Source organism: Methylophilus sp. Leaf414 (genome assembly GCF_001425425.1).
In the GTDB taxonomy this organism is placed as follows: domain Bacteria; phylum Pseudomonadota; class Gammaproteobacteria; order Burkholderiales; family Methylophilaceae; genus Methylophilus.
The window spans coordinates 877,637-892,408 of record NZ_LMQQ01000001.1 but is presented as its reverse complement, the minus strand read 5'-3'; the positions used below and the strand labels follow the sequence as shown (position 1 = coordinate 892,408).

At 44.9% G+C, this 14,772-nt stretch carries 14 protein-coding genes; 10 read left to right on the top strand and 4 right to left on the bottom strand.

Annotated elements, in window-relative coordinates; translation table 11 throughout:
• Positions 1-291: 291 nt before the first annotated feature.
• Both ASG24_RS04350 and ASG24_RS04345 read left to right on the top strand, forming a co-directional pair.
• Positions 292-2,418 (top strand): molybdopterin-dependent oxidoreductase, encoded by a 2,127-nt coding sequence (locus ASG24_RS04350; RefSeq protein WP_055868226.1) that lies wholly within the window; start codon positions 292-294, stop codon positions 2,416-2,418.
• Between the two features lie 208 nt (positions 2,419-2,626).
• On the top strand, positions 2,627-3,787 hold the full coding sequence (locus ASG24_RS04345; protein WP_055868223.1) for a hypothetical protein: 1,161 nt from the start codon (positions 2,627-2,629) through the stop codon (positions 3,785-3,787).
• Positions 3,788-4,035: 248 nt separating this feature from the next.
• On the opposite strand, the gene ASG24_RS04340 is transcribed toward ASG24_RS04345, so the two are convergent.
• Positions 4,036-6,237 carry a TonB-dependent siderophore receptor gene (locus tag ASG24_RS04340; protein WP_082487976.1) on the bottom strand — a complete coding sequence of 734 codons (2,202 nt, stop codon included), beginning with the start codon at positions 6,235-6,237 and terminating at the stop codon, positions 4,036-4,038.
• Positions 6,238-6,442: 205 nt separating this feature from the next.
• Here ASG24_RS04340 and ASG24_RS04335 point away from each other — a divergent pair, with 205 nt between their 5' ends.
• The 7 genes from ASG24_RS04335 (at position 6,443) to ASG24_RS04310 (ending at position 10,519) form a co-directional block, all read left to right on the top strand.
• A complete protein-coding gene (locus ASG24_RS04335; protein WP_055868218.1) occupies positions 6,443-6,682 on the top strand; it encodes a hypothetical protein in 240 nt (79 codons plus the stop codon).
• A 44-nt stretch (positions 6,683-6,726) separates the two neighbouring features.
• Positions 6,727-6,963: a hypothetical protein gene (locus ASG24_RS04330; protein WP_055868215.1), complete on the top strand. Its 237-nt coding sequence runs from the start codon at positions 6,727-6,729 to the stop codon at positions 6,961-6,963.
• 164 nt (positions 6,964-7,127) lie between these two features.
• Positions 7,128-7,415, top strand: coding sequence for a hypothetical protein (locus ASG24_RS04325; RefSeq protein WP_055826722.1), 288 nt, complete (start codon positions 7,128-7,130; stop codon positions 7,413-7,415).
• A 67-nt stretch (positions 7,416-7,482) separates the two neighbouring features.
• Positions 7,483-8,580: a catalase family protein gene (locus ASG24_RS04320; RefSeq protein WP_055868213.1), complete on the top strand. Its 1,098-nt coding sequence runs from the start codon at positions 7,483-7,485 to the stop codon at positions 8,578-8,580.
• Positions 8,581-8,791: 211 nt separating this feature from the next.
• On the top strand, positions 8,792-9,469 hold the full coding sequence (locus tag ASG24_RS04315; RefSeq protein ID WP_235562307.1) for an alternative oxidase: 678 nt from the start codon (positions 8,792-8,794) through the stop codon (positions 9,467-9,469).
• Between the two features lie 218 nt (positions 9,470-9,687).
• Complete coding sequence (locus ASG24_RS14340) at positions 9,688-10,029, top strand: PilZ domain-containing protein (protein WP_082487975.1); 342 nt, start codon at positions 9,688-9,690, stop codon at positions 10,027-10,029.
• Between the two features lie 190 nt (positions 10,030-10,219).
• Complete coding sequence (locus ASG24_RS04310; protein WP_055868210.1) at positions 10,220-10,519, top strand: hypothetical protein; 300 nt, start codon at positions 10,220-10,222, stop codon at positions 10,517-10,519.
• Between the two features lie 143 nt (positions 10,520-10,662).
• Here the strand turns inward: ASG24_RS04310 and ASG24_RS04305 are convergent, their stop codons facing one another.
• Positions 10,663-11,181, bottom strand: a complete 519-nt coding sequence (locus tag ASG24_RS04305; protein WP_200936965.1) for a hypothetical protein — start codon at positions 11,179-11,181, stop codon at positions 10,663-10,665.
• A gap of 224 nt (positions 11,182-11,405) precedes the next feature.
• On the opposite strand from ASG24_RS04305, the gene ASG24_RS14590 reads away from it, so the two are divergent.
• Positions 11,406-11,549 (top strand): hypothetical protein, encoded by a 144-nt coding sequence (locus ASG24_RS14590; protein ID WP_162241153.1) that lies wholly within the window; start codon positions 11,406-11,408, stop codon positions 11,547-11,549.
• Here the strand turns inward: ASG24_RS14590 and ASG24_RS04300 are convergent.
• On the bottom strand, positions 11,529-13,178 hold the full coding sequence (locus tag ASG24_RS04300) for a histidine kinase famiy protein (protein WP_055868207.1): 1,650 nt from the start codon (positions 13,176-13,178) through the stop codon (positions 11,529-11,531). The genes ASG24_RS14590 and ASG24_RS04300 overlap by 21 nt on opposite strands.
• A 375-nt stretch (positions 13,179-13,553) precedes the next feature.
• Complete coding sequence (locus ASG24_RS04295; RefSeq protein WP_055868475.1) at positions 13,554-14,585, bottom strand: LLM class flavin-dependent oxidoreductase; 1,032 nt, start codon at positions 14,583-14,585, stop codon at positions 13,554-13,556.
• Positions 14,586-14,772 lie beyond the last annotated feature (187 nt).

The following is a 14,772-nucleotide window of genomic DNA, read 5'->3' as shown; positions in this document are numbered from 1 at the left end:
TAGCCAGAAAATCAGGAATTGGATGATACGACGGTAATCTCGGTGACAATCGTTGGCCATTATGTTGGCTTGGATTATTCATGAAGATCAATTTTGCATACCTCTAGTTCAGGGGAGCGCATGCTCGCATTTTACAGAAAAGCAATACTAATATAAGGATTCAAGCTTAATTCCTTGAGTCTTTGTTTTTAAGCCCGTACAAGTTAGTATGTTTAATAGATTGCCTGGCGTATTGTTTTTAGTCTGCTTGTTTTAGCTGTTATCAATTGATTGCTTATCAAGGAGTGGAAGATGAATGATGTTGCAGATGTAATTGAAACCTTTCATGGTGGGTGTCCTCATGATTGTCCCGATACCTGTTCCATGCAATTCCATGTCAAGAACGGGGAGCTGGTGTCGGTTTCAGGTAATCCTAATCATCCGATGACGCGCGGCGGTTTGTGCGTCAAATTAAAGGATTACGAAAAGCGACATTATCATCCAAACCGTCTTCTATACCCGATGAAGCGGGTAGGGCCAAAAGGAAGTAATCAATTTCAGCGAATCACATGGGATGAAGCGCTGGATACTATTGTTGATCGATGGCAAGCCCTGATTAAAGACGATGGTCCGCGCGCGATACTCCCGGTGAGTTATTTGGGTAATCAGGGGCTTGTGCATGGACTCAACGGGGGTGATGCTTTTTTTAACCGATTGGGTGCTACCGTATGCGAAAGGACCTTTTGTGGTGAAGGCTCCTGTACTGCCTGGTTACTGACTGTTGGGCCTACCGCCGGGGTAGACCCCGAAAGTTTCATACATGCAAATTTCATTGTGATCTGGGCATGTAACTCTGTCTCCACCAATCTACATCACTGGCACATCATTAAGGAAGCGCAAAAAAGAGGCGCGAAGATCGTGGTGGTGGATTCTTTCGCTTCCAAAACGGCGAAAGAAGCGGATTGGCATATTGCACCCAAGCCGGGCACCGATGGCGCTTTGGCGATGGCGATGATGAACGTAATCATTGAAGAAAACCTGGTCGATCATGATTATGTCGAAAGATATACGGTCGGGTATGCAGAGCTAGCGGAAAGGGCGAAAACCTGTACTCCGGAATGGGCTGCCGAAATAACCGGTATACCAGCAGACGAGATTCGATTGTTCGCGCGTGAGTATGCTTCAACTCCCCCGGCAGCCATCCGCATAGGCGTGGCTTTGGAACGTAATTATGGTGGAAGCCAGGCGATACGGGCAGTCACCTGTTTGCCTGCACTTATAGGTGCCTGGCGTCATGTGGGAGGAGGGGCACTACAATTCCCGGTCTGGGAGCATCCCTACAAATTTGATGTGATTTGCAGGCCGGATCTCATTCCCGAAGGTACGCCCGTTGTGAATATCTTGCAATTAGGCAGAGCCCTGCTTGGCGAAACGCCTCTGGAAACCCCCATTAAATCCATCATGGTGTGGAATACCAATCCTGTCACACAGTCTCCTGAAACCGACAAGGTGATAGATGGTTTGAAGCGGGAAGACCTGTTCACCATCGTGGCCGATCACTTCATTTCTGATACGGCTTCTTATGCAGATATCATCTTGCCGGCAGCCATGGGGGCGGAGCAGGAAGACATGATTTTATCCTGGGGCCATTTGTATCTCACCTATAACACCAAATGTATCGAGCCTCCCGGAGAGGCATTACCAAATAATGAGATATTCCGCCGCTTAGCCAAACGGTTGGGATTTGAAGAAGACAATTTCAAATGGACTGATGGCGAGTGCCTGCAGAATTATGTCGACTGGAGTTCACCCGCTTGCAAGGGGATTGATCTCAACTATATGCGTGAGCATGGGTTTGCCAGATTGAATGTGGGTACCAAAGACGACCGTGCACCCCATCGGCAGGGCAATTTCCCTACCCCAACTGGTAAATGCATGTTCATGGTCGAAGGCGCGAAGAATTTCGTTGCCGGGCCTTTCAGGCAGATGTACGAGGGTTTTCAACCCGGGGAAGATCTGGATCCATTACCTGCATATATTGCAAGTCGAGAATCAGCTGATACCAATGCTGTGCTGGCAGCCAGGTTCCCTTTGAATATCATTTCTCCTAAAAGCCATGGCTTCATCAATTCCTCATATGCGAATATGGAATCCAAAATCCGCGTGCAGGGAGAGCAATACCTGATGATCAACCCGGTCGATGCACTAGCAAGAGACGTTCAGGATGGAATGGTGGTAAAGGTATTCAATGACAGAGGTGCTTTTGAGGGGCTGGCACGCGTCACTACAGATGTAAATCCTGGAATAGTCGTAGCAACATTAGGCTATTGGCGCCAACTCAACAATGGTACTGTGAACTGTATCAGCTCCGCTGAGTATGGCGACATGGGTCATTCAAATACGTTTAGCGATAACCTGGTTGAAGTCGAGCTGGTTTGAATAAACAGAGGCAGAGGGTTCAAGCTATCAGGTGCTGTGTTTGACTCACAGAGGGGCTACATTTATAAACAGACCCAAGGTGGAACACCCTGGGTCTGTTTTTATTTTTCAGGTTATATTAATGATTGCTGCAAATTAATTATTCCAATATTAATAAAAGCTCATCGTTGAGTAATAAATCGTTTGTAAATCAAGGGGAGGATTGTTTATGTTTGCAACTTCAACACGTTCTGTGCTGGTGATGACCGTTTTAGGGATGTTATTGATTCCGCTAACGGCATCCTGGTTTGCTTATCCGTCTACGCATCTACCACCCGGTTTTGGTGTTTTTCCGCCACAGTTTGTTGAAGAACCTCCGGGGTTTAATCTGATTGTTTTTATTGGGGTTGCCCTGCTTGAAGCGGCATTTGCTGTTTTTTTGATTTTTCCGCAATGGTTTGGTTTTAAACCGGTCGCACCATCCCCGCAGCCTGCACTGCGTGCCTTGCCCTGGTGGTTTTGGGTGGGGGCGGTTGTGACACTGTTTTTCTGGTGGTTGATGTGGACGCGCACGACACCATTTGGTGATTTGGTTTATTACGCGTTTACGCCGATGTGGTGGGGCTTTATCTTTGTACTTGATGGCCTGACATTCCGTTATTCTGGCGGTTATTCTCTGTTCGCTAGTCGCCCCAAAACTTTTCTGATTAGTGCGGTTGTATCGATTGGTGGCTGGTATTTCTTTGAATATTTCGATTACTTTGCCTTAGGTAACTGGTATTACCCAAATACCGAGATCCCAGGGTTAAGCCATGCCACGATCGTGTGGATATTTATTTTTGCCTACAGCACCGTTTGGCCTGCCGTTTTTGAGTGGTATACCTTGTTGAATGCTTTTCCTAAAATTGCCGGGCGCTATGCCCAGGGCCCCGCGCTTGCACTGCCAGCAAAGCCGATGCTGTATCTGAGTTTTTTATTGTTTGCTGCCGTGCCGTTCTGGCCTTACCCATTGTTCTGGGCAATGTGGATCGCGCCTTTGATAGGTATTGCTGGCATATTGATGATGTGCGGTATCTGGACCCCATTTACGGACATGGCTAAAGGAAATTGGAGCCCGGTGCTTCTGATGGCACTCAGCTCCTTGTTTAATGGATTTTTTTGGGAGGTTTGGAACTACGGCAGTGCGCATCCAGCATTACCTGTCACCAACCCGAATTACTGGCTTTACGATATCCCCTATGTCAATGTAATTCATATTCATGCTGAAATGCCACTACTGGGTTTTGCAGGTTATTTGCCCTTTGGTGTGCTGGTATGGGTGGTGTTTATTTTGGCGGGTAAGGTGTTTGGTTTTAACACCGATATTCTTAAGAGTGGCCAAGGTCATTGAGTTGTGTTTTATGCGGAGAACACTAAACCTATGATGCGTTTGTCATAGGTTTGATTAGCTTATCCTATCAAAATTAAAAAGCGGCTTGCAGGAATGTAAGCCGCTTTTCTTTCGGCGCGTCCGATTTTAAGACTCTACAAAAACAAGGTTTCTTATCAAGAGTACGAAGTTAAAAAGTCCATTTATTCTAAATGGACTTTTACTTTTGAAGCGATAGTTTTTATTACACTCTCTTAAACCAATGCGTACTAAAAATCTAAAGTGGCTGATAACAATGCTGTTCTCGGCGTACCGAAAGTTAAGCCAAATTGAGACGCTGTGCTCCAGTATCTTTTATCGGTGACATTTTCGACACTTGCTCTTAAGGTTACTGTTTTGCCATGGGTTTTGAATACGTAACGACTACCAATGTCTAAACGAGTCCAGTCAGGTATCTCTAATGTATTGGCTTCATTCACATATTGGTCACCTGTGTGAATAGCTCGGGCAGTTAACGTTAAACCTGGCACATAGCTGATATCCCACTCGGTACCAACATTCACATTTACTTTTGCAACGCCAATTGCTGTATTACCTTCATTGATGCCACCTCTGGTTTTGGTGAGCTCGGCATCCAACAGCATAAAGCCACCTAATAGCCTAACCCCGGTCACTGGTTCACCGAAAACGTTGAGTTCCAATCCCGTATTCTGTTGCTCGCCATTCAAGCCAAATATGTTCGTAGTTAGATCAACGAAGGTATTTGGCCGCTCAATCCTAAAAACACTCAGGGTGGTAGTGAATTTGCCCATATCCACTTTGACGCCAGCTTCGATTTGTTTGGACTTGCCAGGAGGCAACATCGCTCCAGGGTTAGATACCCCAACATTCGGGCCAATTGGCGTTTGAGTAAGCGCTTCAATATAGTTGCCGAACACTGAAACCCCTTCAAGAGGTTTAATTACAATTGCGGCAGTTGGTGTTAAAGCATCTTCATCGTATTCGGTTCTCACGCCGTTAGCCGGTGTGCTTACACCGATCACACGCTGCTTTCTGGCGCCGAGCGTGAGCTGAACACGCTCATTCAGTATGGATAAAGTATCGGTAACAGCAAAACTTTCAAGCTGTGTTTTCCCGGTGGGGCGCTCTGAACTCCCTGGTGTATTTGATTGCGGTCGATTAACCGGGTCATAGATATTGGAGGTTATGCTGCCTAAACCGGTTTCAGAGTTGCCGAAGTCAATCCTGTACAAGCTGGCATTGAAATTCACTGAATGATCCACAAAACCGGTTGAAAAAGCAGTTCTTAATCCTGCCTCATTGGAAATGGTGTCTTCATCACGCAGAAATCTATTGGTTTGCGCAGTAAAATTACCAGCTGAATCAACATTTATGGGAGATACCCGAAGGAAATCATAACGGCCTCTTCTCGCGCCCCAGGCGCCGTAAACCGTTGTGAGCGGCGTAATATCGTACTCGCCTCTAAACATTAAAGAGCTATCAATGGTGTCAACATATGACCATTTTTGGGCAAAATTGCGGTCAATGCGATCAGCATTTGGCACAACGGCATTCGTACTTAACGCTACACGTTCTAAGGGGGCAGTTCCATGACTCTCATAATGGTTGATATCGCTTGAAAGCCGCAAATTTTCACCCCGGAAATCAAGACCTACAGAGATTAAACTTCTCTCAATGGTCTGATCATTTGAAAAAGCTGTTTTCCCATCTTGGTGCACTGCATTCACTCTTACACCGAATTGAGCATCAGTGCCAAAGCGTCTTCCCACATCCAGATGCCCACCTAACACTGATTGAGAGAGATAACTTGCGGTGAATTGAGTGATGTCTTTATCCAGAGCGCGCTTAGGCACAATGTTGATGCTGCCCCCAACTGCGCCACTTGGCGACATCCCATTCAACAGTGTATTAGGCCCTTTAAAAATTTCTACCCGTTCAGCAGATTCGACTGGCACTGTATAAGTCGGCACCAGGCCATATAAACCGTTGAAAGCAATTTCGCTATTTACCAGGTTAAAGCCACGAATAGTGAATTGATCAAAACGACCAAAGCGAGGATTGATATTCCTGACTGAGGGATCGTTAGCAACCACATCGGCTACCGTGGTAGCTTGTTGATTTTGAATCAGTTCCCGGGTGTAATTTGTGACGCTATAGGGAGTATCGATTATAGATTTGTCACCCAGTAAGCCAACTCTGCCGCCCGATGCAACTTGCCCACCGGCATACACTGGCATAGGCTTGCCACGTACTTCTGCCGATGCTTTTACTTTTACCGTCTCTAGGGTTTGATCTTCAGAAGATGTTTTTCCAGATTTTGATTCATTGCTTGTTTCAGCTGTTTCGGCTGCATACACAGTTGTAGCGGCGCACATGGCTGCAATTAAAGAACTTAACGTTGTCCGTTTGAATGTATACAGTGGAATAGAGAAAACTTTTTGATTCGGCATTACTTAACCTTGATATTAATACTACGGGGTCAAGATTATAATGTATTTAATGAGAATAATTATCAATTACTTTATGCTTTAGTTCCAAGATTCTTTATTTAAGTACGCGTTTTCCTACAGAAATTTCAGCTTTAAAGGTATGTAGCAAAGTTTTCTTTGAGTTCATTATTGAGTGAGTTAAAACTAAACCTAATTGGAGATTGCTATGGCCTTGAACAAAGACACTAACCCGCACAGCGTCAATCATATTGATGAAAGCCGTCTCGACCCTTCAAACCCGAATTCGATTGATCCAGCCAATACAGATCCGGCTGATGACTCACGTGGATATGAGAAAGATGAGGCAAACGCAGGTAATCAGGATAGAAGTTTGAATAAGCAGAATATTGATGACCGAAACAAGAAGTTTCCTAACGATATCAGCAATCCGGATGCCGGGATTTAAGCTGTTGATATAGCTTCCGCACTTCCTCAATGTGGAGTACATAGATGACGAATAAAACCTTTAATCTTATTGCAACGGTAGTTTTTTATTTGGCCGGCGCGATAGCTGTTGGTTTAGTGTTTATCAGTTGGAATGAGTCCGATACACCTCCTGCTGCTGAACCTCTGAGTGAAACAGTAAAACCCATCACAAACTCTGAAGCCGCCAATCCGCTCCCAATTAATGACAGGGAGCCGCAAAATTTTGCTCAACCGACGGTTAAGCCTGATTCACAACAATAATTCAATCCCAAAAGCCGATTTTGGAATTCATTCATAGTCAGTTACGTCCTACATGTAAATGAGAGCACTACGGATAGGCCTGAGACCAGATACGTCATTTAATGGTTAGCAGTCTAGAAAAGAGTTAAATCCAGTAATGATTTCAATTTTATAGGGACATAGATATGAACAAACTTTTGATCGCATTATTATTCTCGGCATTTGCAATGACAACTAATGCTGCTGATACTGATAACCAGACAGATGGTGCTGAACTGGGTACCCAGGAAACCCCACAAGCACAGGATCAAAGCAAAAATAGTAATAAATCGACGACTACCAACAAACATAATAAAAAGCGTAACCATACGCAGAAAAAAGCCAATCACAATCATCCCAAAGCCAATGGCGCTGAAGAGAATCCACTACAGCCTACCGATTCAGAACCAGCACCAGGAGCGGCTACCAAGTAATAAAAAAGAGATTGCATGCAGCAATCTCTTTTTTATTCGCAGCCCCCAATTATGATCATGGAACTTTATGAACGCCACTATCAGCTTAACCCCCCTCATTTATAGACCTGATTATGAAAAGATTCAGGATGATGAAGGCGACACTCTCAAGGAGTTGGTAGAAACCCTCCAGGAAATTTCCGACATTACTTCTAAGGATTATGGCCGGGCGGTACGTAGCGTTCATGCAAAGCCACATGGTTTGATTCGCGGTAAGTTAACCATTAAAAGAGATCTGCCTGACTTTTTAAAACAGGGCATTTTTGCTTCTGAAGGCATATATCCGGCAATTATGCGTTTTTCCACCAGCCCTGGCGATATCATGCACGACAGTGTTTCCACTCCGCGAGGTATTGCGATCAAACTCATGGGTGTTGAAGGTGAACGCTTAACCGGAGAGCCTACAAGCAGAACACAGGATTTCCTGATGGTAAATGGCCCGGCCTTTTTAAAACCAGATGCCAAGAGTTTTGTGCCTGGCCTGAAATTGCTTGCGAAAACAACTGATAAGGCAGAGGGTTTAAAAAGAGTGTTTTCCGCAGTCTTGCGTGGCACGGAAAGATTGATAGAAAGATTGGGTGGAGAAAGCCCGACCATTAAAAGTCTGGGAGGCCATCCGCAAACCAACATTTTAGGTGAGACTTTCTTCACGCAAGTGCCTTTGCTATATGGGAAATACATGGCGAAGTTTTCTTTAGTGCCCATTGCACCTGAATTGACCGCCTTGAAAGATGCACCATTGGAAGCTGGTAAGGAAAATGGAATCAGGGAAGCGGTTTCAGCGTTCTTCAAAACGCATACAGCGAAATGGGAGCTGCGTGCGCAATTATGTACAAACATCGAAACTATGCCGATTGAAGATGCTTCAGTGGTGTGGCCTGAAGTGGAAAGTCCGTACATTGCTGTCGCCACCTTAGAGGCAACCCCGCAGGTGTCCTGGGATGATGCCACCTTTCCACAAATTGAGGACAGGCTGACTTTCAGTCCATGGAATGGAGTTCAGGATCATCGTCCGTTGGGGTCCGTCATGCGTGCACGCCGCCACGTTTATCAAAGCTCCAGCAACTTCCGCAAGCAATTTAACGGTTGCCCAATGACAGAAATAAACGCTTTGGAAGAGGTATGAGCAAACCGCATTTGATAGCATCAACGGGGGCTGCGGTTGGTTGGAGCTGTTGTAACGGTCTTTCAGTATTTTTGCAATGCCGTATAAAGAGCCTATACGGCACTTATAAGGCCTGAAACGACCTCAATGCTTTTCCTGTACGAATTGTGCATGGTCAAAGCTGGCAAAATTAATTATTCGATTTTTTTGAGAATCTTGCCATGGCACCTGCATGTCAGATTATTGTCAAAAAGCCGATGCCGACTTTCTTAAAAAATATACCTACAACATGATTAAAAATAAAACTGCCGCGCCATATCACGAACCAAATAGTGTTTCCGACCGAATTGCCTTGGCTATAGTCAAATTCATGCGGGTTTTTGCGGATGCATTTTTTTCAGGCCGCTACGGGCATCGTGCCGTTGTACTTGAAACGATTGCAGCTGTACCAGGCATGGTGGGTGGTGCTTTACAACATCTACGTTCGTTAAGACGGATGGAAAATGATGATGGCTGGATCAATGTCCTGTTGGATGAAGCCGAGAATGAACGTATGCATCTGCTCACCTTTGTGCAAATTGCAAAGCCCAGTTTATTCGAACGGTTGCTGGTTATCATCGCTCAAGGCGTTTTTTATAATTTATATTTCATCTTGTATATATTTTCTTCAAAAGTAGCTCATCGGATCGTGGGCTATCTGGAAGAGGAAGCTATCTACAGCTATGGTGAGTACCTTGCAGAAATAGACGCTGGAAAATGTGAAAACGTACCCGCGCCGGGTATTGCTATTAAATATTGGGATCTGCCAAAAGAAGCCCGCTTGCGCGATGTGGTGGTCGTGGTAAGAGAAGACGAAGCCAAACATAGGGATGTTAATCACGGGTTCGCAAACCAACTCGAAAATGCCTGAGTATTCTTGGCGCTTCTCTCCTCTATCAGGCATTTGTAAAATGACACACCACTATGATGTCTATGAGTGACTTAGATTATTCAATGTAATGGAGCAGTACAGAATAATCATGAATGAAAGGCTGCAACTGTAAACCCCTGCAAACAGGGCACTTATTTATTCAGATCAGAGCTTATCCGGCATATAATGTAAGGTAGTAGAGAAAGTAACAGAAATCCATGTCCCCCAGTAGTTTGCGCAGCATCTCCGTAGAATCAAACCGTCGTTCTTGGCAAAAGAAGTCTCAACTTGTAGATGGGTTGGGCGGTGAATATACAGTATTCACCCACGATATTTCTCATACGGGCATGAGTCTTTTTGCTGACAGGCAATATAAGGCTGGACAATTGTGCAAAGTGAATGTGCCTGTATTTGTCGGGTCATCCCTTCGACATTTCAAATTTAATTGCCGGGTTGTTTTCTCATCCCTCAGTGGCATGAAAGGTTTTAGAACAAACCTGGAGTTTCTTGAAGTAACGCCAGAAAATAAAACCTTGATCCAATCGGTGATGGCAAGATAATCCGGGCTAAAGTTTAATAAGCTGGCTAGACTCAAGGTCAATACCTTGAGTTTTTTGTTTTAGAAGATTATCGTTGCCAAATTCAGTAACAGCTTGCCTACAGAACAATCAGTGCTATCTGACTTACCACACTTAGAATCCCAAACTAAACTCAAATCTTTCCGCTTAGCATTTAAACTGGAGATTGAGTATGGACCTGAAGTCAGAAGTAAGCAGCGCCGATAATTCCCTTAAAAGCAGTCTGGACCCATCTACTACCAATGTGGTAGAAACTCCTGAGGAGGAGCCTGCAGAAAATTCTGCAGATTATGAAGCTGATCCTGCGGATCCAGACACAATAGACCCCGAACTGATTAATGCACCTTCGCTGGACGCTGAGGATGATGATTTGACAGAGGAAGAAGTGGATCCTGATCTTGATGAGGATGCGGGTAATCCTATTGAACCTGATTTTGATTTGCCTAGTCCGGATGAGGGGATTCCTGACTAAATTGATTCTGGTTTGGATGGCCGCAACTCTGAAAAAAAGCAGTTGCGGGATGTGAACTGATGCAATTGGCTGGATTGCCATACGAAATCAGTCTATTGATGTGCTGAAGTCGATCATTATCAAGTGATTAACCAGTCAGCTTACTAAACCGATTTTAATGATTTGGTGGTTACTTTAACTTTACTTTTTTTGGTATTCAGTCCGACATTGCCGAGTGTATACATGCTGATTAGGCTTGGCGTTGCGCCTTGGCACAATTGGAAGTGCATAAGGTAACTTTTGCCAACCTGGATAAATTGGCTTGCACTTCGGATCTCATCAATAGTTAATGCTGCATTTTCACCGATATTGGTAAGCACGGTAGTATCAGTTTCATGCCATTTGAAGTTCATACTTTGTAATGAAATGCCGCTTTCGCTATAAGCAACATTTTTAATCTTTGCCTGGGTGACATGCTGCGTGCAGTCCGGCAGTACCTCATCCATGCTCATCAGCGCAATTACATCCTGTTTAACACCTGCTTTATTTAAAGATGCTTGTGGTGAAGTGCATATTACTTTAGCACCGTCGCTTGAAGTATGACCAAACAATGGGTTCAGGAGCAAAGGAAAAAGAGCTATCTGGCACAGTGTTTTGCTCGCTTTTTTAGTGAATATTTGCATGGCATGTTCCCTTTATTTTTATCAGGATTACTTCATCCGCTAACGAATTACATGATGACTGATTCAACTTGCTCCGGAGTCACGGCGCAAGAAATAGCCGCTTAAATCATACAATATATTTATCCTAATTTATATCGGAGTCTGCCAGCTAATGCAATGAAGTCTAGCGGGTTTTGGGATTGTGAAGTCGGCGGCATGATAGAGTTGTGATAAAGCGTGAAGCCATGATCACGCATATCAAACGCGATAAGGAATTGCCAATCATGAAAACAGACAGCAAATCACTGGTGAAAGATCTTCCGTCAATTTTGACCAGTGATTCGCTAAGATTCAAACGCTGGCAGGGATTATTTTCTGCGATTCTGTAATACTGTAGGGCCTTCCAATACGGACCTCACTTTTTTAGCCAGATCTGCCATTTTGTATGGCTTGGTCAGGACTTCAAACTCTACACCCTGATCCTGTTCTTTATCCGGTGACCCGGCATAGCCAGTGGTGAGGAGAACCGGCAAGTTAGGGATAAGTTTACGCAATTCCCGCGCCAGCATAATGCCATTGATACCGCCAGGCATAATAATGTCCGAAAACAGTAATTGAGGAGGCTGTTTTTTTTCAACCAGCTTCTTGGTGGTATTGATCGCTTCAATCGCGCTATTGGATACAATCACTTCGTAGCCAAGCGTCAGCAACATTTCCATTGCTAATTCAGACACTTCAGGCCGGTCATCCACCACCAGGACTGTTTCTTTGCCGCCACGATCTGCCTGCGTTTTAGCGCCAGCCAGGTCAACATGGCGGGTCTGGTCAGTTGCTTTAAAGTAGATACGCACGGTGGTACCCAAATTCAACTCTGAATAAATGGTCGCAGTACCACCGGATTGTTTGGCAAAACCATACACCATTGAAAGGCCAAGGCCAGTGCCTTTGCCTTCTTCCTTGGTGGTAAAGAAAGGATCCATCACGCGATTCAAGATTTCCGGTGGAATCCCGGTGCCGGTATCGGTGATCGCAATCGACACATAGCGGCCAGGTGGCAATCCAGCATAGGCGCTGATGTCTTCCGGGGACACGGTTACATTTTCGGTAACCAGGGTAACTTTGCCGCCTTTAGGCATCGCATCACGGGCATTCACCAGCACGTTAATCAGGCAGGCTTCAAGCTGGGTCGGGTCGAGCTGGCAATTGTGCAGGTCAGGGTCAAGCTCGCGTTGCAGTGATATTTCAGGCCCCAGCGTTTTTAGAACAAGATCACTAATGCCTTGCGCCACGTTGTTAAGATTGACGATACGGCCATCCAGGCGTTGCTTGCGGGCAAATGCCAGCAATTGCTGTGTCAGTGCTGACGCTCTGGTCACTGCACTGCGTATGCTTTCCAACCCGCGCAAGATGGAGGCATCATCCGCTTGTTGGCGGTCTATCTTCAATTTGAGGATATCGACATGGCCAGACATCACTTGCAGGAAATTATTAAAGTCATGCGAAATACCGCCGGTAAGCTGGCCTAACGCTTCCATTTTCTGCGCCTGCGTTAAAGCATCTTCGGCATCGCGGCGTCGGCTGACATCCAGTTGCGAAGCAAAATAATACACCAGTTCTTTTTTCTTGTTGTACACCGGCGAGATGTAGAGGGCATTCCAGAAGGAAGAGCCATCCTTGCGGTAATTGAGAATTTCAGTAGTGATTTCGGTGCGCGAAGCAATCGCTTCACGTATCGAATTCACGGTATGAGAATCCGTATCTGGCCCCTGTAAAAAACGACAGTTATGACCGATGATTTCTTCAGCTTTGTAGCCACTCATGGAAATAAATGCCCTGTTGGCAAACACGATAGGATTATCCGGTTGCCTCGGGTCTGTCACCAGCATCGGCATGCGTGTACTTTCAATCGCGGCAAAAAAGATATCGTCTTTATGCTCTGCAATCGCGTTATCGTGGTATTCGGTGACTTCAATTGTGGAGCCTTGCGAATGGGAAGGCTTTTCGGGATGTTTGCTCATAAATTTTTGTAATGCTTGTATTTGTTATTAATGGGCATAAATATATTTACTCAATAAAACCAAATGCTTGCGTACATTTATGCAATATATTTATCAACGCGTGATATTACCGTTATAGCCGTATTTTGTCTGTCAGATATTTAATAAGTCCTCTTGAAAAGGGCTAAGTTCCATGGATTAGTTGTATCTGCTATCAACAGGCAAAAAAAAACCACTCCGGAGAGTGGGTAGATAGGGAAATAAATCTAGATGTAGATAAGCACCAAATATTATGGTTGCCGTGATAAATATTATCATAATGCATGCAGGTTGGTTTTAATTTAAAAGTAATTTTTAAAACAGATGCCAAGTTGAACCATAGATGAGCGTGTCTAATCAGGTCTTCGCTTCGAATGGAATGGTTTTGTAAACATTCGCCGTAATTTCATATGATCTTAGCCGCGCTGTATGATCAAAGATCTGCGAAGTAATCATCAATTCATCAGCGCCGGTTTTGGCGATAAAAGCCAGCATGTCAGTGATAACTTTTTTGCCGTCACCGATTGCCGAGCAAGATAACACCTGGCTCAGAATCGCCCGCTCAGCACCTCCCAGTTGGTTCCATAGATCAAACATGGGCGGCGGTAATCTGGTTGGATTTCCACTACGCAAATTGACAAATGCCTGCTGCATTGAGGAAGCCAGGAAAATGGCTTCTTCCTCAGTATCTGCCGCAAAAACATTAAATCCAAGCATCAGATAAGGTTTATCCAGGTACTGTGAGGGCTTGAAAGTTTCCCTGTAAATTTCAATCGCTTGCAGCATATAGGCCGGAGCAAAGTGCGAGGCGAATGCGAAAGGCAAGCCCAAAGCCGCGGCAAGCTGTGCACCAAATAAGCTGGAGCCAAGAATCCATACCGGTATTTCTAATCCCGTTCCCGGAATCGCTTTTACCGGACGCTTGGGTTCAGCAGAAAAGTAATCCAGTAACTCCATTACATCTTGAGGAAAAAAAGCATCAGCATCCGAATCAAGATTTCTTCGCAGGGCGCGCGCAGTCAATTGATCAGAACCTGGCGCACGCCCAACGCCGAGATCGATCCGTTTGGGGAATAGAGATTCTAAAGTGCCAAATTGTTCAGCAATCACTAATGGTGAATGGTTGGGCAGCATGATGCCGCCAGCGCCGACACGAATACTGCTCGTGCCCGCTGCGACATGACCTATTAGAATCGATGTGGCGGCACTGGCGATACCAGGCATGCCATGATGCTCAGCCAACCAATAACGATGGTAACCCCACTTTTCTGCATGCTGGGCAAGATCCAGCGTATGCTTGAACGATTGTCCTGCATGACTGCCTTCAGCAATAGGGGAAAGATCAAGGACTGATAACTTGGGTCTGGTGGTGTGTTCGATGTTTAGCATGTCATAGGTTTGATTACTTGATGGTGATTCGTTCACCAAATCAGTGAGTTTTTGACACATTAATTCAATCATGCGTGATTGTAATGAAATGAAAAACCCTGATCGTAAACTGGTTATTTTTGCAGGCTTGTATTAGCATGAGTTTAAATAAGATGGCTATTTATTTAGCTTTAACAAGCATTAAGAG